General features: G+C 74.0%; 22 protein-coding genes. 9 read left to right on the forward strand and 13 right to left on the reverse strand.

The features are described from left to right. Window positions 1-268 precede the first annotated feature (268 nt). The 6 genes from ACIOFR_RS26720 to ACIOFR_RS26745 all read right to left on the reverse strand — a co-directional run bounded on the left by ACIOFR_RS26720 (window position 269) and on the right by ACIOFR_RS26745 (window position 3942). Window positions 269-604, reverse strand: a complete 336-nt coding sequence (locus tag ACIOFR_RS26720; RefSeq protein WP_401001556.1) for a hypothetical protein — start codon at window positions 602-604, stop codon at window positions 269-271. A 137-nt stretch (window positions 605-741) separates the two neighbouring features. Then, window positions 742-1740, reverse strand: coding sequence for a hypothetical protein (locus ACIOFR_RS26725; RefSeq protein WP_401001676.1), 999 nt, complete (start codon window positions 1738-1740; stop codon window positions 742-744). Window positions 1741-1886: 146 nt separating this feature from the next. Next, window positions 1887-2279, reverse strand: coding sequence for a hypothetical protein (locus ACIOFR_RS26730; protein WP_401001558.1), 393 nt, complete (start codon window positions 2277-2279; stop codon window positions 1887-1889). A 245-nt stretch (window positions 2280-2524) separates the two neighbouring features. After that, on the reverse strand, window positions 2525-2944 hold the full coding sequence (locus tag ACIOFR_RS26735) for a VOC family protein (protein WP_401001560.1): 420 nt from the start codon (window positions 2942-2944) through the stop codon (window positions 2525-2527). 128 nt (window positions 2945-3072) lie between these two features. Continuing rightward, the gene (locus ACIOFR_RS26740) at window positions 3073-3357 is read right to left on the reverse strand and encodes a hypothetical protein (RefSeq protein ID WP_401001561.1); all 285 of its coding nucleotides are present in this window, start codon (window positions 3355-3357) and stop codon (window positions 3073-3075) included. A 204-nt stretch (window positions 3358-3561) separates the two neighbouring features. Further along, a complete protein-coding gene (locus ACIOFR_RS26745; RefSeq protein WP_401001562.1) occupies window positions 3562-3942 on the reverse strand; it encodes a hypothetical protein in 381 nt (126 codons plus the stop codon). Window positions 3943-4265: 323 nt separating this feature from the next. On the opposite strand from ACIOFR_RS26745, the gene ACIOFR_RS26750 reads away from it, so the two are divergent. Continuing rightward, window positions 4266-6920: a collagenase gene (locus tag ACIOFR_RS26750; RefSeq protein WP_401001564.1), complete on the forward strand. Its 2655-nt coding sequence runs from the start codon at window positions 4266-4268 to the stop codon at window positions 6918-6920. A 123-nt stretch (window positions 6921-7043) separates the two neighbouring features. Here the strand turns inward: ACIOFR_RS26750 and ACIOFR_RS26755 are convergent, their stop codons facing one another. Beyond that, a complete protein-coding gene (locus tag ACIOFR_RS26755) occupies window positions 7044-7418 on the reverse strand; it encodes a hypothetical protein (RefSeq protein ID WP_401001565.1) in 375 nt (124 codons plus the stop codon). Window positions 7419-7706: 288 nt separating this feature from the next. Between ACIOFR_RS26755 and ACIOFR_RS26760 the strand changes: the two genes are divergently transcribed. The 3 genes from ACIOFR_RS26760 (at window position 7707) to ACIOFR_RS26770 (ending at window position 11868) form a co-directional block, all read left to right on the forward strand. Beyond that, window positions 7707-8192 carry a Clp protease N-terminal domain-containing protein gene (locus ACIOFR_RS26760; protein ID WP_401001566.1) on the forward strand — a complete coding sequence of 162 codons (486 nt, stop codon included), beginning with the start codon at window positions 7707-7709 and terminating at the stop codon, window positions 8190-8192. Between the two features lie 198 nt (window positions 8193-8390). Then, window positions 8391-8942, forward strand: a complete 552-nt coding sequence (locus ACIOFR_RS26765; RefSeq protein WP_401001567.1) for a hypothetical protein — start codon at window positions 8391-8393, stop codon at window positions 8940-8942. A gap of 4 nt (window positions 8943-8946) precedes the next feature. After that, a complete protein-coding gene (locus ACIOFR_RS26770; RefSeq protein WP_401001568.1) occupies window positions 8947-11868 on the forward strand; it encodes a M56 family metallopeptidase in 2922 nt (973 codons plus the stop codon). Window positions 11869-11998: 130 nt separating this feature from the next. Here the strand turns inward: ACIOFR_RS26770 and ACIOFR_RS26775 are convergent, their stop codons facing one another. The 4 genes from ACIOFR_RS26775 to ACIOFR_RS26790 form a co-directional block, all read right to left on the reverse strand. Continuing rightward, window positions 11999-12664: a GntR family transcriptional regulator gene (locus ACIOFR_RS26775; RefSeq protein ID WP_401001569.1), complete on the reverse strand. Its 666-nt coding sequence runs from the start codon at window positions 12662-12664 to the stop codon at window positions 11999-12001. A gap of 201 nt (window positions 12665-12865) precedes the next feature. Beyond that, window positions 12866-13294 carry a hypothetical protein gene (locus ACIOFR_RS26780; protein WP_401001570.1) on the reverse strand — a complete coding sequence of 143 codons (429 nt, stop codon included), beginning with the start codon at window positions 13292-13294 and terminating at the stop codon, window positions 12866-12868. Window positions 13295-13403: 109 nt separating this feature from the next. Then, entirely contained in the window at window positions 13404-14798 is a 1395-nt protein-coding gene (locus tag ACIOFR_RS26785; protein ID WP_401001571.1) for an ATP-binding protein, read from the reverse strand. Continuing rightward, a complete protein-coding gene (locus tag ACIOFR_RS26790; protein ID WP_401001572.1) occupies window positions 14795-15505 on the reverse strand; it encodes a response regulator transcription factor in 711 nt (236 codons plus the stop codon). The genes ACIOFR_RS26785 and ACIOFR_RS26790 overlap by 4 nt, the downstream gene beginning before the upstream one ends. Before the next feature lie 36 nt (window positions 15506-15541). Between ACIOFR_RS26790 and ACIOFR_RS26795 the strand changes: the two genes are divergently transcribed. From ACIOFR_RS26795 to ACIOFR_RS26815, 5 genes are all read left to right on the forward strand, one after another. Beyond that, window positions 15542-16147, forward strand: coding sequence for a hypothetical protein (locus ACIOFR_RS26795; protein ID WP_401001573.1), 606 nt, complete (start codon window positions 15542-15544; stop codon window positions 16145-16147). A 320-nt stretch (window positions 16148-16467) separates the two neighbouring features. Further along, window positions 16468-17298, forward strand: a complete 831-nt coding sequence (locus ACIOFR_RS26800; protein ID WP_401001574.1) for a CAP domain-containing protein — start codon at window positions 16468-16470, stop codon at window positions 17296-17298. A 166-nt stretch (window positions 17299-17464) separates the two neighbouring features. After that, window positions 17465-18169 carry a thioredoxin family protein gene (locus ACIOFR_RS26805; protein WP_401001576.1) on the forward strand — a complete coding sequence of 235 codons (705 nt, stop codon included), beginning with the start codon at window positions 17465-17467 and terminating at the stop codon, window positions 18167-18169. Further along, window positions 18166-18702, forward strand: a complete 537-nt coding sequence (locus tag ACIOFR_RS26810) for a hypothetical protein (RefSeq protein ID WP_401001578.1) — start codon at window positions 18166-18168, stop codon at window positions 18700-18702. Before ACIOFR_RS26805 ends, ACIOFR_RS26810 begins: the two co-directional genes overlap by 4 nt. A 96-nt stretch (window positions 18703-18798) precedes the next feature. Beyond that, on the forward strand, window positions 18799-19569 hold the full coding sequence (locus tag ACIOFR_RS26815; protein WP_401001579.1) for a cytochrome c biogenesis CcdA family protein: 771 nt from the start codon (window positions 18799-18801) through the stop codon (window positions 19567-19569). Between the two features lie 300 nt (window positions 19570-19869). Here ACIOFR_RS26815 and ACIOFR_RS26820 read toward each other — a convergent pair whose 3' ends face one another. Both ACIOFR_RS26820 and ACIOFR_RS26825 read right to left on the reverse strand, forming a co-directional pair. Next, entirely contained in the window at window positions 19870-22071 is a 2202-nt protein-coding gene (locus ACIOFR_RS26820; RefSeq protein ID WP_401001581.1) for a M4 family metallopeptidase, read from the reverse strand. 405 nt (window positions 22072-22476) lie between these two features. Beyond that, complete coding sequence (locus tag ACIOFR_RS26825; protein WP_401001583.1) at window positions 22477-23382, reverse strand: DNA-3-methyladenine glycosylase family protein; 906 nt, start codon at window positions 23380-23382, stop codon at window positions 22477-22479. Window positions 23383-23553: the final 171 nt, after the last annotated feature.

The raw sequence follows: 23553 nt of genomic DNA on the forward strand, positions 1-23553 counted from the left end.
CTGAAGAGGTGATGATCCGGAAAACAGGTTTGCCGACAGACCGTAATGAAATTCCTGCCCCACGTCCACTCCGCCGCCCCGCCGTGAACCCGCTGTGAACTCGTCCTCCCGGCGGATCGGCTGGCTGCCCGTCAGAGCGTGTGCGCAGGGGCCTTCGGCCACCGTCCGGCGGTGACGAGCGTCCGCGCGCCCGCTCACCGGACCCGGGCTCGCCCGCTACCGCGACAGACCGCGGTCCGGACGTTCGGCCGGTGATCTTCGCCGCGGGCTACTCGGGCTCCGCCACCGCGTCCTTCTGCAGTTGCACCGCGGCCAGCAGGCTCAGCTTCGGCTCCGCCCGGCGCAGCGCCCGCACCGCCGCGACCGAGTCGATGGCCCCGGTGAAACCGGCGGCGGCCAGCCGGTCGCGGACCCAGCGGGCGCGCAACTGCGTCCCGGTGGCGGCGGCGGTGGCTTCGACGAGCGCGACGGCCCGCTCCAGCCCCGGGCGCTCCTCGGGCGACGCGTCGGCCAGCGCCTGGCCCAGGGCCGCCGCGACCGTGTCGGCGTCCCGGATGAGCAGGACGTAGTTGTGCTTCGAGTTCACTCCCGGGAATCCAGTCATACCGATCATCGTCGCGTTCGTGTGGTAAGTACAGCAAGGAACTTGAGGAACAGCAGAGGTTCGGGGTGGGGGTGACGAATCGTCACGCAGCGCCACGACCGCGCTCGTCGGGGCCCGCGCGCCGGGCCGGCCGGCGGTCAGTACCCGCGGTCGTGGATCGCCCGGAGCCACGGTTCCCGGACGGCGGGCATCCGCGCGAGCGTGTGGCGGAACGCCGCGACGGACGGCCGAAACGGCACCGGCGGATGCGGGGGCAGCGGATCGTCCCGCTCGACGCCCGGAGGCAGCCCACCGACCACCGGCAGTCGGGTCCGCCAGCGCGGAAAGGCCAGCTCGGCCCAGAGCCCCGCCTCGACGGGTACGGCCACCGCGCCACCGCCCGTTGGCCACACCTCACCGGTCTGCGGATGGACCGGAACCAGCACCAGGTCGGCGGCCGGCTCGCCGACCCCCGGCCCCGCCACGTCCAGCCGCAGCGCGTGGTCCCCCGGCCGGGGAGCGGTGAGCGCCCGCCCGAGGAGATCGGCCACCGGACCGGGCGCCGCCTCGACGGGACCGCCCCTCGCCGCCACCACGACGTGGGCGAGAGCCACGCCCGCCGGGATGTCCCGGTACACGCTGAGCCCGTGCCACAGCGCACCGTCGGTCGCCAGGTCCGCCCAGTCCAGGATCGGCCGCTCCGGCGGGCCCGGCAGCTCCGCGACGGCCTGCGGAAGGAGACGGACCACCTGCCACGCCCCGCAGTCGTCGATCCGCGACCCCACCGGCAGCCCGCAGCCCGGACAGGCGAGGTTCGGTCCGCCGCTCCCGTCGATCCCCAGGCAGTGGCCCTCGGTCCGCCCCGGAATCAGCGCAGTGCCGCGCATGTCCCCGGGCGCGAGCAGGACGCTGCCCGGTCGGCCTTCGGACAGGTGGCCGGTGGGCACGAACAGGCCCCGTGCGGCCGCCTCCCGCGCTCCGAGCTCCTCCCACGACCGCCAGGGCGGCCCGTGCGGCTCGGGGTCGACGGCGTAGGTCCCCGCCTCCAGGAGCGGCGGGTGCAGCGACTCCCAGTGGGAGTCGCTCAGATGGACCGGCACCACCACCCGCGACACCGCCGCCGTCAGCACCGCACCGCAGCCGGCACACCCGAACACCGCCAAGCCGTCCCCTCCCGCCGTCGAAACCTCTGCATCCCAGCAGGGCGGCGGCCGGGTGGCAACGGCTTTTCAGGCTTCTCGGTGCGCGCGGTGCGCCCGGTGCGCGCGGAGGCGTGGCAACGGGCCGGGCGGTCGGGCGCCGCTCACCGAGCGGGCCCTCCACGGCCCCGGGCCGCGGTGGCCACCAGGGCGGACAGCACGGACGTCACCACCAGGCTTCCCACCGCGACCATGCCCACGCCGACCAGGAACAGGCCGGAGGAGTCGTCGGCCCAGTCGTAGAGGGCCGCGGCGGTCAGTCCGGCCGTGGTGCCGAGGACGGCATCCGCGACGCGGCCCCGGGAGGCCGCCCAGCAGACCGGCACCAGCAAGGTCACCGCCAGCCCGATGACCTGCCACGCCTCGTACGGGCCCGTCTGTGAGCCGTCGGGATGCACGTCGTCGTGCTGGTCCCAGCCCAGCCACGCGGCCCACGCCGCAGCCGAGACGAGAAACAGCACCGGGGTCAGAACGGGACTCGGTCGATTCGATCGCATGACGCCAGCCTCCCGGCCCGACCGGGCACGGGACCAGAGTGCGCGTACTCACTTTCGCGGACGCGTCACGCGGGTGCCTCGTGCTCTCCGGGCCCCGGGGTGCGCTGCAACTCCCGCCGTGCGGAGGCCCGGTGTCCTCCGTGCTGCCCGCCGGCGAACCGAGCGGGACGCAGACGGCGACGGGTGCGCCAACGGCGCGTGCCTCCCCGGGGCGCCGAACTGCCCGGACAGGGCGAGGACAGGGGTCAGAGCACCAGATCGTCGTGCTCGTCGAAGATCCAACCGTCTTCGTGGAGCACCTCGAACAGGTGGCCGTCGGGATCGGTGAAGTACCCGCTGTGCCCCCAGGCGTTCGGGCCGGCCGGGCGGGTGACGGTGGCGCCCAGCTCGGCCGCCTTGGCCATCACCCGGTACACCTCCTCCGCGCTGCGCGCCACGTACGCCAGGGCGAAGCCGGCGAAGCCGCCCGGCTCCCGGTCGGGTAGCCCGGTGTCGGCCGCGAAGGCCGTCCGGGACTGGAACGCGACCGCGACCCCACCCAGTTCGAACAGCGCGAACTCGTCGGAGCCGGCCTTCGACCTCCGCCAGCCGAGCGCCTGGTAGAACGCGACCGAGGCGGCGACATCACGCACGCCGAGCAGGATCAGATTGAGCCGTTGCCGCATGTCATCCCCCTTGGAACCGGCGCTCGGCCCGTCATCCTGCCATCCGCCGTCCCCGGCCGCCAGCACGGGTGATCATGCCCGCAGGCCCGGGACGCGCTCCGGTGGCACCGCGCCCCGGGCGCCGGACGTCAGTTGCCGTCCCCCTGACCGGAGGCACCGTCCGGACGCGCGCCGAACCCCGGGGCGAGGCGGTCGATATCCCGGGCGTCGGCGCCCTCGATGTCGACCTTCGGCGTCCGTCCGAGGTCGAAGACGGCGCCGTCGCAGGTCGCGGGGCCGCGTACGCGGAGCCGCGTCAGGCCGTCGTGGTCCACGGAGTCGAAGAGGAAGGCCCCTTCGAGGTCCAGGCTGCGCAGGGCCGGGAGCGAGTCCCACGGGGCGGTCCGTACGAGCCCGCTGCCGTGGTGGTCCATGGGGTCGATCCGGCCTCCCGTCGAGGTGGTGCTGTTCTCGTAGAGGAGCTCGAAGGCGTAGCCGAAGCGCAGGTGTTCCAGCCGGTGGCGCGGTCGGGCGGCGAGTGCGCGGGCGGCGTGCTCGGCCGGAGTGGTGGTAGTCGGTGAGCCGCAGGTCGAGGGTGCGCAGCCGGTCGGCGGTGGGGTGGGAGAGCAGTGCGTCGATCAGTACGCCTTCCCACTGTTCGGGGTCGGTGGGGTCGGCGGCCGTGGTGTGCGGGTGGTCGGCCAGGAGCCGGTCGACAGCTCCCGGCGGTCGGGTCGGGTGTGCTCGGCGAGGTCGAACCGCGCTCCGTCGAGGTGGCCGCGGCTCCAGGTGAACGTCCAGGAACCGTCCTGGCGAAGGCCGTCGAGGCCGAGGCGTCGTTCCAGGTCGGTGTAGGCCGCGGCGAGCAGGGCCCGGTCGCCGCCGGCGGTGTCGCAGGCGTGCTCCAGTCGGATCACCTCGCCCCGTGGGTCGTCGGCCGCGGTGAGCGCGTCCGCGTGGGCGAGCCAGGCGTCCCAGCCGTCCGGCTCCGGAACGTCCGTCGCGGCGAAGTGGTCCATTCCGGTCTCCAGGGGAGGGCGATGGGCGGTCGGAGGGCGGAGCCCGGGCGGGCTCCCACCGACGGCACCCTAGACGCAGCCGCCGACAGGCATCGCCCGCGACCTGCGGCCCGTTCCGGCCCGGCCCGTGACGGCCACTCAGCAGACGGCCGGGGCAGCGCGGTTCGCGCACCCGGGGGCTTCCACTGCAATGTGAAGTGTGCAATTGTACGTGCCACGTTCCACCCGTTTGACGGTGCGCATTCAGTGCGGCCGTCGACGGCTCACTCTCGCCCGGCCGCCGCACCCCCAGCGGCGGCCGACCACGGCTCGGAGGCCCCCACGTGCGTACCACCCGAATACTCGGCCTGCCACGACTGGCACGGCTGTCGACCCTCGTCCTGACGCTGTGTCTGGCGGTCGGCGTCTCCGCCCCCAGCGGCCACGCCGCCCTCAGCGGCCACGCCGCCCCCAGCGGCCACGCCGCACCCACCGGCCACGCCGCGCCCGCCCCCGTCCCCGGCCCCGCGACTCCCGCCCCGGCGGGCGCGGGGGCTCTCGCCCCCCGGCCCGCGGCCGGCACCTCGCCGTACACCAGGGAGGCCGACCACGGCACTCCCGTTCCGGCCAGGAACCGGGCACCGTTCACCGCGCCGCTGGACGCGGTGGCCTCCGCCCGGTCCCTCGGCCTCGGCACCACCACAGACCCCAACCCCACCACCAGCCCCGCCGCCAAGTCCCGCGGCGCGGCGGCGCCCCCGGCCACGGCCGCCGACACGTGCAACGTCTCGGACTTCACCTCGCGGACCGGCGGCGCACTGGTCCAGCAGATCAAGGCGTCCACCACCAGCTGCGTCAACCAGCTGTTCGGCCTCACCGGCGACGACGGCTACCGGGCCTTCCGCGAGGCCCAGATGGTCAGCGTGGCCGACGCGCTGCGCTCCACAGCCTCGGCCTATCCGGGCGACAACAGCACCTCGGCCGCCCAGCTGGTGCTGTACCTGCGCGCCGGCTACTTCGTGCAGTGGTACCACCCCGATGTCGTCGGTACCTATGGAATCACCCTGCAGAACTCCATCCGTGGCACGCTGGACGCGTTCTTCACCAGCACCCGCTCCCGCGACCTGACCTCCGCCAACGCCGCCATCCTCGGCGAGGCGATCATCCTGATCGACAGCGCGCAGGAGAACAGCCGCTACCTGCCGGTCGTCAAGCGCATCCTCACCGACTACGACCCCGCCACCTACAACGGTGTCAACGGCATGGCCGGCGCGGTCAACGGCGTCTTCAACGTGCTGTTCCGAGGCCACCAGCTGGCCGACTTCCCGGCGGCGGTCGCGGCCGACCCGTCGCTGCTCGACGCCCTCCACGACTTCGCCGCCGCCAACGCCCCTCTGTTCGGCGGCGACTTCGGCTACCTGCCCTACAACGCGACCCGAGAGCTCGGCCGCTTCGTCCAGTACGCCCAGCTCCAGCCGAAGGTCCGTCCCCTGCTCAAGGGCCTGGCCCAGCAGAGCTCGCCGAGCGGGCGCACCGCCTACCAGTGGGCGGCCGTCGCCGAGATGACCGCCGAGTACGACGCCGCCGAGCTCGCCTACTACGGCACCACCGACGCGGCCGGCTGGCTGCGCAGCGGGCTCCTGGCGACCACGTACACCTGCTCGCCGAGCATCCGGATCATCGCCCAGCAGGCGACGCAGGACAACCTGACCGCGGCCTGCCGCAGCCTGACCTCCCAGGACGCCTACTTCCACGCGGTGGCCAAGGACGGCGGCCCGGTCGCCGGTGACCTCAACAGCACCATCGAGGTCGTCGTCTTCGACAGCCCCTTCGACTACCAGGTGTTCGCGGCGGCCATCTACGGCATCAGCACCGACAACGGCGGCATGTACCTGGAGGGCAAGCCCGAGAAGGCCGGCAACCAGCCGCGCTTCCTCGCCTACGAGGCGCCCGGGGCCAAGCCCGCGTTCGAGGTGTGGAACCTCAACCACGAGTACACCCACTACCTCGACGGCCGCTTCGACATGGCCGGCGACTTCGACGCCGGCGTGACCACCCCCACCATCTGGTGGATCGAGGGCTTCGCCGAGTACGTCTCGTACTCCTACCGCAAGGTCGACTACGAAGCGGCGATCGCCGCGGCGGGCCTGCACACCTACCGGCTCAGCACCCTCTTCGACACCACCTACGAGAACACCGACACCGAGCGCACCTACCGCTGGGGCTACCTGGCCGTGCGCTACATGCTGGAGCAGCACCGCCCCGACGTGGACGCGGTCCTCGCCAAGTTCCGCGCGGGGGACTGGAACGGCGCCCGCACCCTGCTGAAGACCACCATCGGCACCCGCTACGACGCCGACTTCGACAGCTGGCTCACCGCTTGCGCCGCCGGTGCCTGCGCCATTGCCGTCCCGCCGGCCAACCGGGCCCCCAGCGCGGCGTTCACCGCCTCCGTCAACGGCCGCAGCGTCACCTTCAACGACCTGTCCACCGACCCGGACGGCACGGTCGTGTCCCGGGCCTGGAACTTCGGCGACGGCACCACCTCCGCCGCCGCGACGGCCTACAAGACGTACCAGAGCGCCGGCACCTACACCGTCACCCTGACCGTCGTCGACGACAAGGGCGCCAAGGCGACCACCAGCCGCAGCCTGGTGATCACCACCGCGAGCGAGTGCGCCGCCGCCGACACCCGGGTCCTCGACCGCAACTGCCGGCGCAGCAACGTCGCCGCCACCACCGGCAACTACGCCCACTTCTACCTGTACGTGCCGGCCGGCACGCCGAACATCACCGTCAGCACCAGCGGCGGCACCGGCAACGCCGACCTCTACTACGACTACGGCAGCTGGGCGACCAGGGACAGCTACGTCACCCGCTCCGCCAACGCCGGCAACACCGAGACCCTCACCATCACCAACCCGCCCGCCGGCTACGTCTACTTCAGCCTCCACGCCGAGCAGGCCTTCGGCGGAGTGACCGTCACCTCCCGCTACTGATCGGGCCCTCCGCCGTCGACCGCCCCCGTCCGGCTGCCCCGTTCCCCGGCAGCCGCGCGGGGCCCGCTGGCCGGGCGGACGGGCCAGGAGACCCCGGCGCCCGGCACCTCCGCCAGCAGCTGCTCACAGCGGGACGAGGACATCCTGGTGCACTCCGTCGAGCACGAAGCCGTTGTCCAGCCGGACCCGGAGCGTCAGCCGGCTCCCGCGTTCCCGGTGCGCGACCCACTCCGGCTCCAGCTCGGCGATCTGCGTTTCGAGCCGGCTGCGGCTCGCCACCGGCATGGTGTGCCCGTAGTCCTGGAACAGCGCGGTGAGCCGCTGGTACTCGCGGACCTCCTCCGGCTCCGCGAGTTCCCCGTCGACGCGTTCGACGGTGCCCTCGGCCCCGGCTCCCAGGGAGAGGAACCCGACGACGGTCCCCGGCTCCCCGGCGACGGCCTCGCCGATCGCGAGGTCCTCGACCAGCCTGACGCGCCGGCCCTCCTCCAAGGTCATGTGTTCCCTCTCCTCTCCGTCGGGCCCGCCACGCGGTCGGGCCGCGGGGCCCGGGCCATTATCCGCGGGACGCTTCACGGTACGCGGACGGGGCCCGCAGCTCGGCACGTGCCACGAGCCCCTTGAGTTGGCCGCGGGACGGTGATGCCCGCGTCGACTCCACACGGGACCGGGTGCCGAGATGCTGCGCCTCCCCAAGGCTCTCGCCCGGGCGGGTCGTGGCATCATCCTTCGGTGCCGCCCACACCCGCATTCGAACGCTTCACTGCGCAGGCGAGGAAGGCCGTCGTGCTCGGGCAGGAACACGCCCGGCTCAACGGCCTGCCCGAGCAGGCACCCCTGCACCTGGCCCTGGGGCTGCTCGACACCTGGGACGGCCGCTCCCACGGGATCCTGACCGGGCTCGGCGTGGACCCGCAGGAACTCCACGACGCTCTCGAACCCGCGCCGGCGGTCCTGCCCGCGGCCACCCCGGGGCCGCTGGGGATGTCGGCCGGCGCCCGCGGCGTGCTCGAACGGGCGTGCTGGGAGGCGGCGTCCCGCCGTACCGCTCACTGCGGTACCGAGCACCTGCTCCTCGCGCTCCTGAGCGTCGAGGAGTCCGCCCTGGCGGCTGCCCTGGCCCGGTGCGACATCACCGCCACCCAGGTTCGATCCGCCGTGAACGACTCCGCCGGGCCCCAGGACGACACCCCCGCCCGCCCCGGGCTGCGCGCCCGCATCGCCTGGCGGCGCCTGGGCCGCGGCCCCGCCCCGCGCGACCCGGGAGCCTGACCGCCCGGCCCGGCCCCGCCCGAAGCCGTTGCCGGGTGTCTGCGAACCACTTTCCGGGGTGTCGTCGGCAGGCCTTGACGCGGCTGCGGGGACCTTGGCCGTCAAAGTTCTGACACGCCGTCATCCACCGTGCCAGAGTGGACAGTCCCGGGCCGCTGTAGTTCGTCCGGGACGGTGTCGTACGTCTGGGGGAGACGAATGGGATCTGGAACCGGTGTGCCCGGCAGTGGCCGGCCGAACGCCGTCGTACGTGATCTGGTGCGTTCGGTGGTCGAGGCCCTGGCACCGGAGGAACTGCCGCTCGTGGACGGACTGCGGCGGTTCGACGACGCGACGGTGGTGCGGCGCCTGAGCGGCAGGGCCGGGCGGCGGGAGCCGCTGGGATTCGGCATCGGCGAGGTCGCGGCCCTGGTGACGCCGGTGGTGTGGCTGGTCCTCGACGGGGTGGCCCAGCGAATGGTGGCGGCTGCGGCGGACCGTGCCGCCCAAGGCGTGACGGGCACGCTGCGGAGGCTGTTCCGGCGGCCCGTCCCCGCGGTGGCGGTGCCGCCGTTGACGCGGGAGCAGCTGGCCGAGGTTCGGGCGCTCGTGCTGGCGGCGGCCGGTCAGCGGCGGCTGTCACCCGGGCGGGCCGAGGAGATCGCCGACGCGGTGGTGGCCCGCCTGGCCCTGTCCGGTGAGCCCGCAGCGTCGGCTCCGCCCGCGCCGGAGCCCCCCGCGGTCCAAGGGCCGCCCACCGGCCGGGGGTAGGCGGATGCCCGTACCGGTGGCCGCTCGGCGGCCACGGATCGATGAACGGGTCCTGGGGGCAGGGACGAGCATCCGGTTCGTCACCCTGCTGATCCTGGTGCTGGCCGTCAGCGGGGCCATGGCACTGGAGGTCATCAGGGGGCTCGCCGCCGGGGACACCGACGGCTGCGATCTTGCCGCGGGGGTGGACCCCGACGACGGCGGCTTCTGGGCGAAGACCTTGAGCATCACCGGCCAGGCCACCGCCTATCGTTTCTGCTTCTCCCGCTGGGCACCCGCGCCGCCGTGGTGGCAGGTCTTCGGCTGGCCCGTCCTGCTGACCGCCGTGGCCGGGCTGATCTTCGGCGTGCTGCCGCGGTGGAAGGCGCGCCGCGGCAGGGTCGTCGCGCTGGAGCTGATCGACGCGAAGGGTGAACTGCTCGCCCTGCTGGGGGAACTGGGCGCCGTGACGGGGGTCGTCCCCCTGCCGAGGGTGGTGGTGGATCCGGCGGCCGCCTCGGTCGGTGCGGTGGTGTTCGGCCGCACCCGTCGCCCCGTGGTCTGCCTCCACGGCGGCCTGCTCGCCATCCGGCGCAGCGATCCCGAGCGCTTCCGCGCGGTGCTGCTGCACGAGTTCGCCCACATCGCCAACCGCGACGTCACCCTGACGTACGTCACCGTCGCCCTGTGGCGGGCCTTCCTCGCGCTGGTGCTCCTGCCCTATGTCCTCTGGCAGGGGTACGTGGTGTACGGCCTGGCGGCGGACGGGGTCGTACCGCAACTGGACCGGGCGATGGTGTTCGCCGTCGTCATGGTCGTGCTGGTCTACCTGGCCCGGTCCGACACGTTGCGCAGCCGGGAGATCTACGCCGACCTGGCCGCGGTCCGCTGGGGGGCGGACCCGCACGGCTGGTCCGTCTCCGCGACGCCCCCGGCAGGGAGGGTGCGCGGCGCGCTCGCCTCGTTCCTCGAACTGTGGCGCACACATCCGCGCTGGGGCCTGCGCCAGGGGGCGCTGGCCGACCCCGCACCGCTGTTCCGCGCCTCGGCCCTGCCGCTCTTCCTGATCGGGGCCGTACCCGTGATCGCGGTGGCGGAGATGCTGCGGCAGGTGGCGCCGTACCGCATCAACTTCACCAACAACCTGATGGTGGTCTCGGTACTGATTCCCGCCGCACTGGTGACCGGCGTGATCGGTGTCGCGCTGTGGCGGGCCATGGTCTACGCCGTGCTGACCGGCTCCCGGGTGCCGGCGGGCGCCCGGGCCGGGGGGTGGCTGGGGGCCGGCATCTCGGCCGGCATGGTCTTCAGCGGTTACGGCACGGGCTGGGCGTGGCTGCCGCAGCGACCCCAGGTCCTCCTGGTGCCGGTGCTGGCGGGGGCGACCCTCGGATGGTGGATCACGCAGTGCGCACACCTGTCGACCCGCACCTGGCGTGGCCGGTCCCTGCGTCCCGCGCTCGCGCTCTGCCTGGCCGCCGGCTTCATTCCGGTGGTGTCGTGGCTCACCTGGTGGATGCTCGCGGGGAGCCCGTACGCGGGTGGCCTCAAAGCGGACTCCGAGGCGACCGCCGGCGCGATCGTGACGTGGCTCCCCTCGGCGGCTCCGGCCAGGGACCTGAGCAGGATCCCCGGCATCGCGACGGCGCAGTGGCTCATGGACGGTGTCTCCGGCACGCCCCTGTGCGCCCTGGCGGTCACCACGCTGTGGGTGGCACCGCTGCTCGTCTGGTCCGCCGGCCCGGTCGTGGGGAACCCCCGGTGGATGCCCGCCACGGCACCGCCGTCCGGTGATCCGGTGGCGCCGCTGGGCAGGGTCCTGCTGCCGGGACTGCTGGGCGGCGCCGTGGCATGCCTGGCCGTGGTGGGCGTACAGGCCTACCTCCACCTCGGGCAGCCGGTGCCGGACGCGCGCGGTGGCCTGTACGCCTGGCGCTACCTGGTCCTGCTGATCCTGGCACCGGCCCTGCCGTCGGTCGTGGCCGCCGCCGTGGCGAGCACCGCGGACAGACGTTTCCGGCTGCTGGGAGCCCTGATCGCCGCCCAGACGGCGACCCTGATGGGGCTCGCCGCCACGACCGTCCTCGTCTCGGTGGACGGCTGCATCGCCCCGCTCAGCGTCCTCGACGACAGCTGCGCCTGGCGGCCGGCCTGGTGGCGACCGCTGTTCCCGCTCACCTTCGTGCTGCACAATGCCCTCGTCCTCGCGGCGCTCGCCGCCACCGCTGCGGCCCTGGCCACCTCCGCCGTCCGCCGCTGGGCGCCACGCAGCCGCGCCGGCAGGGCTCCTGCCGCAGGGCCCGGCAGCACCCGTGGCCGCCGTGTCGCGGTCGGTCTTCTCTGCGCCTCCGTCCTCGCGGCAACCAGCGCCAACGGCGCGTTCCAGGCGTACCAGGCCGGCTTCAGCGTCGACATGATCGCCACCCAACGCGCCCTGGTACAGCGCTTCGGCCTCCCCGACCCCCAGGTGTCGGACGAAACCTCGATGCGGCAACTGCGGGCCTGGTACCGCCTCAGCGGAGACGCTCTCATCGATCTGGCGGCCCGGTACGACCAACAGCTGACCAGTGTCCTGCGCCAGGCGCAGGCCGTGGCACCCAACGACACGTGGGACGCCATGGACCGGCGCCTACGGCCGGTCTGCACACGCTGGAGGGACGCCACCCTGTTTGAGACGGTCTGGTTCCGCGTGCCCGCCGACACACTCCTACGGGCCGACTGGCACGCGGTTGGCACCTGGGCCGACAGGGGCAGCCGCCGCTGCACGGAGGCGCTCGACGCACGCGACCTGAGCGCGCTGCGGACCGCTCTGCAGGAACTGAGGTCCGCAGGCCGCTGTGCGGAATCGGTCAACGCGGAACTCGACGGGTTCCTGCGCATCGGCGGACGCCCCGGCACCTCGCGCCCACCCGCGAAGGGAGCCGCCGCCGTCTGCGACAAGCCCTAGTCTCAACGCGATCACGACAGAGGCCGTCGTCCCACGGTCCTGAGGCGCCGAGTGGACGGTGGCCGGCGACACGGCCCGTCACCCGCACGGGCGGCCGGCGCAGAAACGCAGTTCGCCCGCGTCCGCGGGATCAGTCGGTCGGGTCGGTGGGGTCCGCGCCGCTGAGGAGGTCCCAGTGGACGGCCGGGACGGTGGCCTCCCGGACGCCGACCAGGGTCGCCCCGACGGGGTTGACGTCCTCGACCACGATCGCCAGGTCGTTGACCGGCAGGCCCAGCAGCGCGGCGCTCCCGGCGGTGAGGCGGGCCGGGCGCAGCCGGGTACCGGGGGAGCCGAGGTGGGCGGGGCGGGGCACGGTGGTCCAGGTGCGGACCTGGAGTGTCGGCCGTCCCTCGGTGATGAACAGGCGAAGGGTGTGGGGGAACAGGACGTCGGCGGGCAGGTGCAGGCGCTCGGCGACGGCCGGGGGCAGCGGGGCGTCCCGGTGGTCGATCGTCTCCCACGCACCGGGCGCCGCGCCGGTGTGCAGACCGTGGAGGTCGGCAGCGTCCAGCCGCAGCGGGCGTCGCTGCGGCGGGCGCCGGACGTAGGTGCCCGATCCCGCACGGCCTTCGAGCAGGCCCTCGCGGATCAGCTGTTCCTGGGCCTGCTGCAGGATGCTGGGCCCGACCTGGTACTCGGCGGCGAGACGGGCCCGGGAGGGCAGCCGGTCGCCGGACGTCCACTCTCCGGCGTCGAGCCGGCGGCGCAGGTCGTCGAGGACGGCGCGGTGGGCGGGATCCTGCTGGCGGGGCATCGGCGGCCTTCGGTGGTGAGGGCGTTGGCAGTGGTCGTCGAGCGTACCCGGGTCGGCCGGTCGGTTTCCGGCCCACCGGTGACCCGGCTGCCGACACCCGGCCGGTCGTCATCGGGTACGGCAGCGGCGAGGAACCGGGCCGCTGCCCGCTCGGGGCACGCCCCGCGAGTACGGTCCGCGGCTCCGCCGGGTCGGCGCCGGTCAGGGCCGCTTGAGGGTCCATGAGGTGTCGTGCGCGCCGAGCCGCAGCGTGTGGTTGCCGCCGCTCTCGACCTGGCTCGACAGCATGAGGTGGCACCGCGACGGCTGCGCGAAGGCGATCTCCACCTGGTCTCCGGCGTCCGTTTCGTAGGTGGCTTCCCAGGTGCCGTCCGCCACGTCCCACAGTTCGTCCGTCGCCCCGGGCTCCGGGGCATCGTGGCAGGCGGCGGCGGGTATCAGTGACGGGCCGAGCCGGCCGTCGTCCAGCAGGGCCAGCCTGGGGCCGGGTGTCCCGTCGGTCCTCCACTGTCCGGCCGGGCTCGGTGGCGTGGTGTCGGGCGCGCAGGACCGGAGGACGAAGAGGGCGGCGAACGCCAGCACGAAGCCCGATGCGACGGCGGGAACGGCGAGCTGTGTGGATCTTGTCATGCCGGGACGGTAGCAGCGCCGGCCGTCGGCGCCCGGGCCGTGCGTGCGCGGAGCCGTACCCGGTGGGTCTCGGGCGGGATCCCGGTTCGGCTGCGGGCGGGCTCCGGGTTCAGCTGCGGGCGGGTTTCGGTGTGCGGCGGCGGCGCCGGCGTCCGGCGCCGGGGTCGGCGGGGGCGAGGCCGAGGGTGAGGGTGATCCGCGCGCCGCCCAGCGGGCTGCGGTCGATGCGGAGGGTGCCGTCGGTGGCGGTGGCCGCGCGGCGGGCGATGTCGAGGCCGAGCCCGGTCGATCCGGTGCTGGTGCCGCGTTCGAGGGCGCCGTCGGGGTCGGTGATGCCGGGGCCGGCGTCCTCGGTGGTGAGCAGGACGGCCTGGGCGGTGCGGGTGACGCGGATGGCGAAGGCGGTGCCCGGGGGAGTGTGGCGGAAGACGTTGCCGAGCAGGGAGTCGACGACGGCCGTCAGGTCGTCCGCCGGGAGGTCGACCGGCGTGGCCTCGGTGGTGATGTCCAGCTCGCAGGGTCGGTCCTGTGCGGCGGCGAGCGTGGCCCAGAACCGGGCCCGGTGGCGGATGGTGTCGGCGGCGTGCGCGTGCTGCCGCCGCGACGGCGCCGTGGCCGGGGTCGGCGCCGGGTCGGGTGTCGGGTGGAAGGCGCGGCCCATCGGCCCGGTGGCGAGGGGGGTCCGGGCGGCGGCGATGATCGAGTCGAGTTCCTCCTCCAGGTGGGCGACCGCCGTGGTGAGGCGTTGGGCGTCGGGGCCGGGGGCCATGCGGTCGGTGGCCAGGTGCAGGGCGGTGAGGGGGGTGCGCAGCCGGTGCGAGAGGTCGGCGACGAGTTCCCGTTCGGTGGCCAGCAGCCGCACCATGCGGTCCGCCATGGCGTTGAACGCCTGTCCGGCGGCGCGGAGTTCGGGCGGGCCGAGCGGGTCGACCCGGGTCTCCAGGTCGCCGGTTCCCAGTGCGTGCGAGGCGCGCGACAGGGTGCGGGAGGAGCGTACGACCTGGGCGCCGAGCCGGTCGGCGACGAGGACCGAGCCCGCGATCAGGCCGACCGCGAGGACGGACATCACGGCCCAGGAGGCGGTGACGCCCCGGGTGAGGTCGGCGTCGGGCACGAACTCCTCGACCACGGCGGTCCGGTCGCCGGCCAGCACCACCGGCTGGAGGTAGAGCCAGCCGCCGGGGACGTCCTGGGCGATCGACTCGCCCTGGGCGGCGGCACGTTGCAGGAGGTCGGCGGGGGCGTGTGCGGCGCCGATCAGGTGTCCGTCGGGCAGGTGGACTCCGAGGCCGTCGGCCGGGTCGAGGCCGGCGACGGCCTGGCCGAGGTCGGCGGGGTCGGTGGTGAGGGCCAGGACCGGGGCGAGCGCGGCGGCGCGTTGCTGGGCCGTGGTGGTGCTCTGCTGGTGTGCCTGCGCGCGGACCAGGACGCCGAGCGGGATCAGGAAGGCCAGTGCCACCATGGAGGTGACGGCGAGGGCGACGCCGGCGAGTGAGCGTCTCACCGCGGGGTCACCAGTTTGATGCCGACCCCGCGGACGGTCTGCAGGTAGCGGGGGCGTGCGCCGCGTTCACCGAGCTTGCGGCGCAGTGCGGACAGGTGCACGTCGATGGTCTGGTCGTCGACGTAGGGTTCGCGCCAGACCTCCAGCAGGATCTGGCGCTTCGGGACGACCTGGTCGGTGTACCGGGCGAGGTAGGCCAGCAGGTCGAACTCGCGGCGCGTGAGGTGGAGTTCGGTCCCGTCGAGGTGGGCGACCCGGGCCCGGGGGTTGATCGCCAGACCGCCGACGGTGATCAGCGCGGGCGGGCCGTCCACCGGCGCCGCGGTGTGCGGGAAGGCGGCGGGGGCGGCGGAGCGGCGCAGGACGGCGCCCAGCCGGGCCACCAGCTGGCCGCCCGAGAACGGCTTCACCAGGTAGTCGTCGGCCCCGGCGTCGAGCAGCTTGATGATCTCCGCGTCGTCGTCGCGCGCGGTGGCCACCAGGACGGGGACCTGGGAGATCCCACGGATCATGCGCAGCGCGTCGGCGCCGTCGAGGTCGGGGAGGCCGAGGTCGAGCACCACCGCGTCCAACTGCGCCCGGGTGACCTCGCGCAGGGCTCCGAAACCGTCCGCGGCGCTGCGGACGACGTGGCCGTGCGCGGTCAGCAGGTCGATCAGTTCGGTGCGGATGCCGGGTTCGTCTTCGACGACAAGGAGGCTGGCCATGCGGGACACCGTAACGGATCAGGGATGATGTGCTCCGTGCCCCGCCTCGTCCGCGCTCTGCTCCTGTGGCTGCTGTGCACGGCGTTCGCCGTGACGGCGGTCTTCCTGTCGATCGGTTTCGTGATCGACTCCACCGCGGACGTCCCGCCCACCGTGCACGCGGGCTCGCAGCAGCTGGGCCCGGGCCCGGCGGGTTCGGCGGTGGGCTCGGCCGAGTCCGGTGTGCCGGACGCGACGGTGTCCGCCGAACCGAGCCCGGCGGCGTCGTCGTCGCAGCCGGCCGTCACGGCCGGGGCCGGCGCCCCGGCCACCAGGACGCCCGCTGCCACGGCGTCGACCGGCCGCACCAAGCCCGCCACCACGCCGCCGACCGGCACCCCGACCGGGGACCGGAGCGGAGGCTGCCCGGGCGGCCCGGGCGTCTACACGGTGAAGTCGACCGGGGGACAGGTGTCGGTGCGGTACGGGGAGAGCGCGGTCTGCCTGATCTCCGCGGTGCCCGCGCCGGGTTTCACGACGCAGACCTCGCAGGGCGACTCCAGGACCCTCCAGGTCACGTTCACGAGCGCCGGCCACCGCTCGCAGATCACCTCGACGGTCACGCCGAGGGCGCAGTCCTCGGTGCGGGAGACCGCCCTCTGAACCACCCGTCCGGGCTGCGGCGGGTGCCCCCGGTGAAGGGGGAGTGCGGGCTTTCTTAGCCGAGTCTAAAGATCGGTTCCGAGGGGGTCCGCACCGCTGTGACCTGCCTATGCTCGCTGTCGTAGGCACGCTCCGGACCGCCCGTCAGGGCAGTTCAGGCCCGGGCGTCGCGCCGTACGGACCGCCTCGCGAGCGGCGTACGGGCCTGCCTTCCGCGGACCGGGCAGCACGTCGAGGGTGCCCGGCCGGTACGGAAGTCCCCGCCCCGACGGCCGCGATCCGCGGCCGGGGGCCCGGTTCCGATCCCGAAGGTACGTGTCATGAGCTCTCCTGAGCGCGCCCTGCGGCGCCCGAGCCCCGCCCGGTCGCACCGGTCCCCGCGCCGAGCGGTCCGCCTGCCGCGGGCCGTCGTGGCGGGTGTCCTGGTGCTGGCCGCCGGCAGTCTGGCGGCCGCGGTCGCGGTCACCGAGCGACCGGACGGCACCGGCTCCGGCGCGAGTGTGGCGGCCGAACCCGCCGCCGCCCCGCCCGCCGCCCCGGCACCGGACTCCGCCGCGGGCGGGACCGGCCCGGCCGTCGACCTGGCCCCCACCGGCGCCCCGAGCGCGCCGGAGCAGTCGGCCCCGGTGGCCGCGTCCCCCACCGCGACCGCCCCGGCCAGGAGCGCGGCACCCGCCACGCCCGCGGCCGCCACCAGGCCGTCCACCGCGGCGGCGCCGGCCGCCGCCGACGGGGACGCGGTCCAGCAGGTGCTGGCGGCGATCAACAGGGCCCGCGCCGACCAGGGCCTGCCCGCCTACACCCTGACGACCGGTCTCACCACCAGTGCGACCGCGCACAGCCAGGTGATGGCGGACGGTTGCGGGCTGTCCCACCGGTGCGCCGGCGAGGCCGCGCTCGGTGCGCGCGAGAGCACGGCGGGCGTCCACTGGGGCGCCGCCGGCGAGAACATCGGCACCGGCGGCCCGGCCGGTTCCGCCCCCGCGAGCGCCGCCATGGCGGTGCGGCTGACCCAGGACATGCTGGCCGAGCGCCCGCCGGAGGACGGCCACCGCCGCAACATCCTCAGCTCGAAGTTCACCCACGTCGGAATCTCGGTCCTGCGGGACGGCTCCGGCACGGTCTGGATGACCCAGGACTTCTCCGACTGACCTCCGCGAATCCGCCCCCGGACAGGGCCTGACCCGCGCTCCGAAGACCGTGGTTCACCGCCGCCGGCATCGCCCTCCCGCGCGACGGTTCCGGCTGCCCAGCGACTCCTCCGACCGACCCCGGGGCCCGCCCCGATCCTCCCTCCCGTAGCCCGAAGGACTCACCGTGCGACTCTCTCCCGCCCTGCTGATCGCGTTCGCCGCCGCCACCGGCGTCGCCCTGACGGCCTGTGGCCCGGCGGACCCGGCCACCGGCACGGCCGCCTCCGCGGCCGCCGTCGACGTCGCGGCCCAGAGCCCCGTCCTGCCCGAGCCGATCAACATCGTCACCGCGCCTCCCCAGACGGAGACCCCGTCCGCCACGCCGTCCGGCGCCCCCGGCTCCGCCCGCCCCTCGGCCGGCAGCCCGGCGGCGAGCGCCAAGGCCCCCGCGTCGAGCGCCGCCGCCAAGGCCGGCGGGGCCGCGGCCCCCGCGGCCAACCCGACCACCTTCGGCTACTCGCCGACCGCGGACTCGCCCGCCGCGGTGGACGCCGCGCTCAAGCAGGCCAAGGCGGACGGGCGCAACGTCCTGCTCGACTTCGGCGCCTCCTGGTGCGGCAACTGCAAGGCGCTGGACAAGGTCCTCGGCGACGCCAAGGTGCAGAGCGCGCTCAACTCCTCGTACCACTTCGTGCAGATCGACATCGGCGACCACAGCACCACCAACTTCAACCTGCTCCGAAAGTACGACTCGCAGGGCAGTTACAAGATGCCGGTGCTGATCGTGGTCACGCCGGACGGGAAGGTCCGCACCGACACCAACACCGGCGCCCTCCCCGCGCTGACCGCCTCGGGCTTCACCGGCTTCCTGAAGCAGTGGGCCGCGTGAGCGCCCGCCGGCGCACCGGGCCCGCGGTGCTGGCGGCACTGGGCGTGCTGGCGGCCGGCTGCTCCTCGGCGCCGCGGGCGGTGAGCTCGACGGCGGTCCGCTTCGACGACAGCGGGGTGAGCGTCACCCTCACCGCGCACGACTGGAACGCGGCGGGCGGCACCCTGGACGTCGACCTCGCCCCGGACGAGAGCGGGTTCCACCTCTACAGCACCGACCTTCCACCGGAGGGGGTCGACGGGGTGGGGCGGCCGACCGCGGTGCGGGTGGACGGCGTGCTCGCCGAACAGTCACCGCTCGCCGTCCGGGCCGAGGTCCGCCGGATCACCCTGGCCGGGTCGGAGACCCCCGTGCCGGTCTACCCGGACGGTCCGGTGCACGCCACCCTGAAGCTGCGGGCCTCCGGCCGGGGGACGGCGACCGTCTACGTCAGCTACGCGGCGTGCAGTGAGGCGAAGGGCTGCCTCATGCCCGTGCTCGACCACCCGGTAGTGCTGACGGTCGACTCCCACGGCGTCACCGCCGCGGGCTGACCGATCGATGGCGGGGTCGGCACGGCGCACCCGCCGGCCCCGCGGTCGCCCCTCGGTCGATCCGCCGGCCCAACCCCCGATCACCACGGAGACTTCGTGAACACCGCCCTGCTCGCCTTCGACGGCACCGCCACCCTGGCCCGGGGCAGTCTGCTGCTGGCCGTGCCCGTCGCCCTCGCCGGCGGCCTGGCCTCCTTCTTCTCGCCCTGCGTGCTGCCACTGGTGCCCGGCTACCTCAGTTACGTCACCGGGTTCTCCGCCGCCGACCTCGCGGACGCGACCGACCGGCGCCGGGGCCGGATGCTGGTGGGCTCGCTGCTGTTCGTCCTGGGCTTCACCGCCGTCTTCGTCTCCGGCGGCGCCCTGTTCGGCTACTTCGGTGCCACCCTTCAGGACCACCGCCGGATCATCACCACGGTGCTGGGCACGGTGACCGTCCTGATGGGCCTGGCGTTCCTCGGCGTGCTGCCCGGGCTCTCCCAGCGGGAACTGCGCACCCACCGCCGGCCCGCGGTCGGCCTCGCCGGTGCCCCGCTGCTGGGCTTCGTCTTCGGCATCGGCTGGACCCCCTGCATCGGCCCCACCCTGGCCGCCGTGCAGGGTCTGGCCTGGAGCCAGGCGAGCGCGGGCCGCGGCGCCCTGCTGATGGCGGTCTACTGCCTGGGGCTGGGCCTGCCGTTCGTGGCGACCGCCCTGGCGTTCCGCCGCGCACTCGCCGCCTTCGGCCGGGTGAAGCGGCACTACGTGTGGGTGATGCGGCTCGGCGGCGCGATGCTGGTCGCCGTCGGCCTGCTGCTGGTCACCGGTGTCTGGGACGACCTGGTGTCCCGACTCCAGGCCTGGACCTCCGCGGCGGTCGCCGATTAGGACCGGGCCCAGGTCCTGTCGCCCGGGAGGTCGGGTACGACGACGCTCTCCCGGAGGTCGTCGCGCACTTGCCGGCATGCACCGTCGGCGACGGGGACGATCGGCGAACGCCACTGCGCCCACGAGGAGTTCTCGGGTCCGAGGACGTTCGCGGCCTCCCGCCGGAGCCCGGGACGCCCGGTCCTCGCCGCGCTGTGGCGCGCGGGGTCGGTGGCCGCGGCAGGTGGGGGACGTAATGCGGTGGACCCGGGCGGGACGTTGTGAGTCCACCGCCCGGGTCCACCGGTCAGGGTGCCGGGATCAGCCGGCGGTCACCGAGGCGTCGTCGATCAGGAAGCCGGTCTGGAGGGAGGAGTCCTCCGTGCCGGTGAACTTGATCGTGACGGTCTTGCCCTTGAAGGCCGACAGGTCGAGCGTGCGCTGGACGTAGCCGGAGGTGGCGTCGACGTTCGAGTAGGTCGCCAGGGTGGTCGTCGTGGTGCCGTTGACGACCTGGACCTTCAGGGTGTCGTACGCCGAGCTGCCGGTCTCGGCGGTGGTGATCCGGTTCCAGAAGGTCAGCTTGGGGGCGGCGGCGGTCGCCGGGATGCTCACCGACTGCGAGAGCGTGTCGGTGTGCGCGGAGCCGTAGCCGTCCAGCCAGGCGTAGTACGAACCGGTACGGGGGGCCGCGCCCGCGTCATTGGTGATGACGCCGGAGCTGCCCGTCCAGGAGGTCGCGCCGGACTCGAAGCCGGGGTTGAGCAGCAGGTTGGTGCCGGTCGGCGGCGGGGTGGTGCCGCCGCCGCAGGTGGTGGCGGTCGGGGCGACGGAGACCGCGCCCCACGCCTTCTCCACCGCGGCGCACTGGGTGCTGCCGGCGCCGTACAGGTCCTTGGCGGCCTTGACGGTGGCGGTGCGGGCGCCCGGGTAGTCGGTGTTGGAGGTCATGTAGACCGACAGCGCGCGGTACCAGATCTTGGTGGACGCGTCGTTGCCGATGCCGGCGACGGAGGAGCCGTCGCAGGTCGGGCTGTTGCCCCACTGGGACTGGCCGGAGCCGACGGCGAGCAGGTAGAAGAAGTGGTTGCCGACGCCGGACGAGTAGTGCGGGTTGAGGTTCTTGGTGCTGCTGGACCAGCACTTGACGGACTTTCCGTCCTTGCTCGGGTCGTCCATCCAGCGCAGCGGCGTGCCGTTGCCGTTCATGTCGATCTTCTCGCCGATGAGGTAGTCCGGCGTGTCGGCCGGGCTGTTGGCGTTGAACTCGACCATGGTGCCCATGATGTCCGAGGTGGCCTCGTTGAGGCCGCCCGCGTCGCCGCTGTAGATCAGGCCGGCGGTGGCGGCGGTGACGCCGTGGCTCATCTCGTGGCCGGCGACGTCGATCTCGGTGAACGGCTTGGAGCCGACCGCGCCGTCGCCGTAGATCATCGCGAAGCTCGCGTCGTCCCAGCCGGCGTTGTCGTAGTTGGTGCCGTAGTGGACGAAGGAACGGGCGCCGACACCGTCGTTCTTGATGCCGTTGCGGCCGAGGACGTTCTTGTAGAAGTCCCAGGTGGCCTGGATGCCGTAGTGGGCGTCGACGGCGACCGTGGCGCGGTCGGTCAGGGCGTTGTTGCCCCAGACGTTGTCGGCGTCGTTGAAGGCGACGCCCCAGCCGGCCGGCGGGGAGTCGTTGGTGGTGGTCTGGTTCTGCGCGTCGCGGGTCTCGCCGTTGCCGCGGACCGGGTCCTTGAGGGTGTAGCTGGTGGTGGAGTTCTGCGTGGTGCTGACGCTGACGTTGCCGACCTGGTAGCCCTTGCCGGTGCCGGTGGAGGCCGCGGCGGCCAGGGCGGCGGGGGCTGCGGGAGCGGCCTGGGCGGCGGGCGCCGACACGGCGGTGGGGGCCGCCTTGGTCGCGGTTCGCTTGGTGCCGTCGGGCAGGAACGCGGAGAAGCTGTCCCAGCTCTCGCCGGTGGCGCCGGTGACGGCGTCGACCAGGACGTGGAGGTGGCTGGGGGAGCGGTCCGTGCCGGTGCCGTTGAGCACGACCTCCCAGACCAGCTTCGGCGAGGCGCCGGTGACGTCCACGGTCAGGACGGCGGTGCTGCTGCCGCGGGTGCCGTGGAAGAGCGTGGCGGCCTTGGCGATCGCCTGCTGATCGGTGACTGAGGGGGTCACCGAGAGCGAGAGCGGCGCGGCCTGGGTCAGGCTGGCGGAGTCGAGGGTGCCGTTCGGGGCGGAGTGGACGACCACGTCGCCACCGCGGACGGGGAGGCCGCGGTAGGTCCGGTTGAAGTGGACGTGGCGGGTGCCTTCCGCGTCGACCTGCACGTTGGTGGCGACGAAGCGGTCGTCGGCGCCGGCCTTGACCGCGTCCGGGTGGGCGGCGACCTGGGCGTCGGCGTCCTGCACGGCCTTGCTCTGGGAGGTCGGGGGCTGGGGGCTGGGGGCGGCGGCCACGGCGGGGACACCGGCGCCGGCTATGACGAGGGTGCTGGCCACGAGAGTGAGCGAGCTGCTCAGAAGGGGTCTCTTCATGGCGTCGAAGCGTGCTGGTTCATATGAATACCAGTCAACGCATGGCAATTCTGCAAAAATTAACAGACTTCAAGTTGACGGTTGATGTGAACGGTCCGAACCTGGGAGTTTCCTGGGAAGATCCGCTGCGGCCTGGGAATTCTTGACCGCGAGCAGTCGGACGGCGCTGCGGGCCGGTCGGCGACTGTGATCCATCTCACGGCGCCCCGACGGCTCGGTGAGGGCCCGTCAGTAACCCTCGATCGGCCTGCTCAGGGCCGTCGGAACGCGTCTCGCGGACCATGGCCGCGAGGTCTCGCCGCGTCCCGCACGCGCCGCTGGAGCACCGGACCGTGTGCGGGTTCGGGCCGCCGAGCGGTGCTCGGTGGCGTGCCGACCGGTCCGCGGGTCCGGAGCCGCGCCCGCTCAGCGGTGCCGGTGGTCGTTCGGCTGGAGGCGGGGGCCGAAGCGGGGTGCCCGCAGGCCGGCCAGCCGGACGAGTCGGCAGACCCGGTGTCGCTGGCCGGCGTACGGGGCCAGGAGTTCGAGCATCTGGTCGTCGGTGCTGCGGGCCCGGCCGGTGAGGGCGTAGCCGACGTGGTTGGCGAGGTGGTAGTCGCCGACGGAGACGGCGTCGGGGTCGCCGTTGGCGCGCTGGAGGGCCTCGGCGGCGGTCCAGACGCCGATGCCGGGGACGGTGGTCAGGCGGGCGAAGGCGTCGGGGCTGCTCATGGCCGCCGCCTCTTCGAGGCGGGGTGCGAGGCGCACGGCGCGGAGCACGGTGCCGGAGCGCTTGGGGTCGACCCCGGCCCGGTGCCACTCCCAGCTGGGGATGGCCGCCCAGTCCCGGGCGGAGGGTGTCACGCGCAGGTGGGGGTGCGGGCCGGGGGCGGGGTTGCCGAAGCGGCGGACCAGGTAGCGCCAGCCGCGGTGTGCCTCGGTGACGGTGACCTTCTGCTCCAGGACGGCCGGGACGAGGGCGTCCAGCACCAGGCCGGTGGCGCCGAGCCGCAGCCCGGGGTGGCGGCGTTGGACGTCGCGGAGCGGTCCGGGAGGCAGGACCAGCCCGTCGGGCGTGTCGCCGGCGCCGAGCAGGGCGGGGATCCGTTCGAGGAGCCAGTCGGCGGCGGGGCCCCAGGCGGTCGCGCTGACCTCGCCGTCGCCGGGGTGGGCGGTGATGCGGAGCGTGCCGATGCCGGCCGGGGTGCGGAAGGCACGCCACAGGCCGCCGTCCCAGGAGGACGTCGGGTCCGCGCCGCGGGTGAGGGGGCCGAGGACCTGACCGAGGTCGACGGCGAAGCCGGGACGCCAGATCCGCTGCTTCCCACTCATCACGTCCACCCCTGTGTCGCCGGGCCGCGCGTCTGTGCGGGCGGGCCGCACTCTACGCCGCCGTGGCTCGCGAGCGGTAACCGCCCGCAGTGCCGCCACGCTCGGTGTTCGATTCATCCGTGCAGGTGAGCGCAGAGTCCGTTCGAATCATGTCGTTCGCTCATACGTTCG

It is taken from the genome of Kitasatospora sp. NPDC088346 (genome assembly GCF_044740765.1).
In the GTDB taxonomy this organism is placed as follows: Bacteria; Actinomycetota; Actinomycetes; order Streptomycetales; family Streptomycetaceae; genus Kitasatospora.

Bases quoted from the DNA above. Each gene is read 5' to 3' on its own strand.
- ACIOFR_RS26720 (WP_401001556.1), bottom strand. From the start codon at position 604: ATGACTGGATTCCCGGGAGTGAACTCGAAGCACAACTACGTCCTGCTC.
- ACIOFR_RS26730 (WP_401001558.1), bottom strand. From the start codon at position 2,279: ATGCGATCGAATCGACCGAGTCCCGTTCTGACCCCGGTGCTGTTTCTC.
- ACIOFR_RS26735 (WP_401001560.1), bottom strand. From the start codon at position 2,944: ATGCGGCAACGGCTCAATCTGATCCTGCTCGGCGTGCGTGATGTCGCC.
- ACIOFR_RS26740 (WP_401001561.1), bottom strand. From the start codon at position 3,357: ATGGACCACCACGGCAGCGGGCTCGTACGGACCGCCCCGTGGGACTCG.
- ACIOFR_RS26745 (WP_401001562.1), bottom strand. From the start codon at position 3,942: ATGGACCACTTCGCCGCGACGGACGTTCCGGAGCCGGACGGCTGGGAC.
- ACIOFR_RS26755 (WP_401001565.1), bottom strand. From the start codon at position 7,418: ATGACCTTGGAGGAGGGCCGGCGCGTCAGGCTGGTCGAGGACCTCGCG.
- ACIOFR_RS26765 (WP_401001567.1), top strand. From the start codon at position 8,391: ATGGGATCTGGAACCGGTGTGCCCGGCAGTGGCCGGCCGAACGCCGTC.
- ACIOFR_RS26770 (WP_401001568.1), top strand. From the start codon at position 8,947: ATGCCCGTACCGGTGGCCGCTCGGCGGCCACGGATCGATGAACGGGTC.
- ACIOFR_RS26775 (WP_401001569.1), bottom strand. From the start codon at position 12,664: ATGCCCCGCCAGCAGGATCCCGCCCACCGCGCCGTCCTCGACGACCTG.
- ACIOFR_RS26780 (WP_401001570.1), bottom strand. From the start codon at position 13,294: ATGACAAGATCCACACAGCTCGCCGTTCCCGCCGTCGCATCGGGCTTC.
- ACIOFR_RS26790 (WP_401001572.1), bottom strand. From the start codon at position 15,505: ATGGCCAGCCTCCTTGTCGTCGAAGACGAACCCGGCATCCGCACCGAA.
- ACIOFR_RS26800 (WP_401001574.1), top strand. From the start codon at position 16,468: ATGAGCTCTCCTGAGCGCGCCCTGCGGCGCCCGAGCCCCGCCCGGTCG.
- ACIOFR_RS26820 (WP_401001581.1), bottom strand. From the start codon at position 22,071: ATGAAGAGACCCCTTCTGAGCAGCTCGCTCACTCTCGTGGCCAGCACC.
- ACIOFR_RS26825 (WP_401001583.1), bottom strand. From the start codon at position 23,382: ATGAGTGGGAAGCAGCGGATCTGGCGTCCCGGCTTCGCCGTCGACCTC.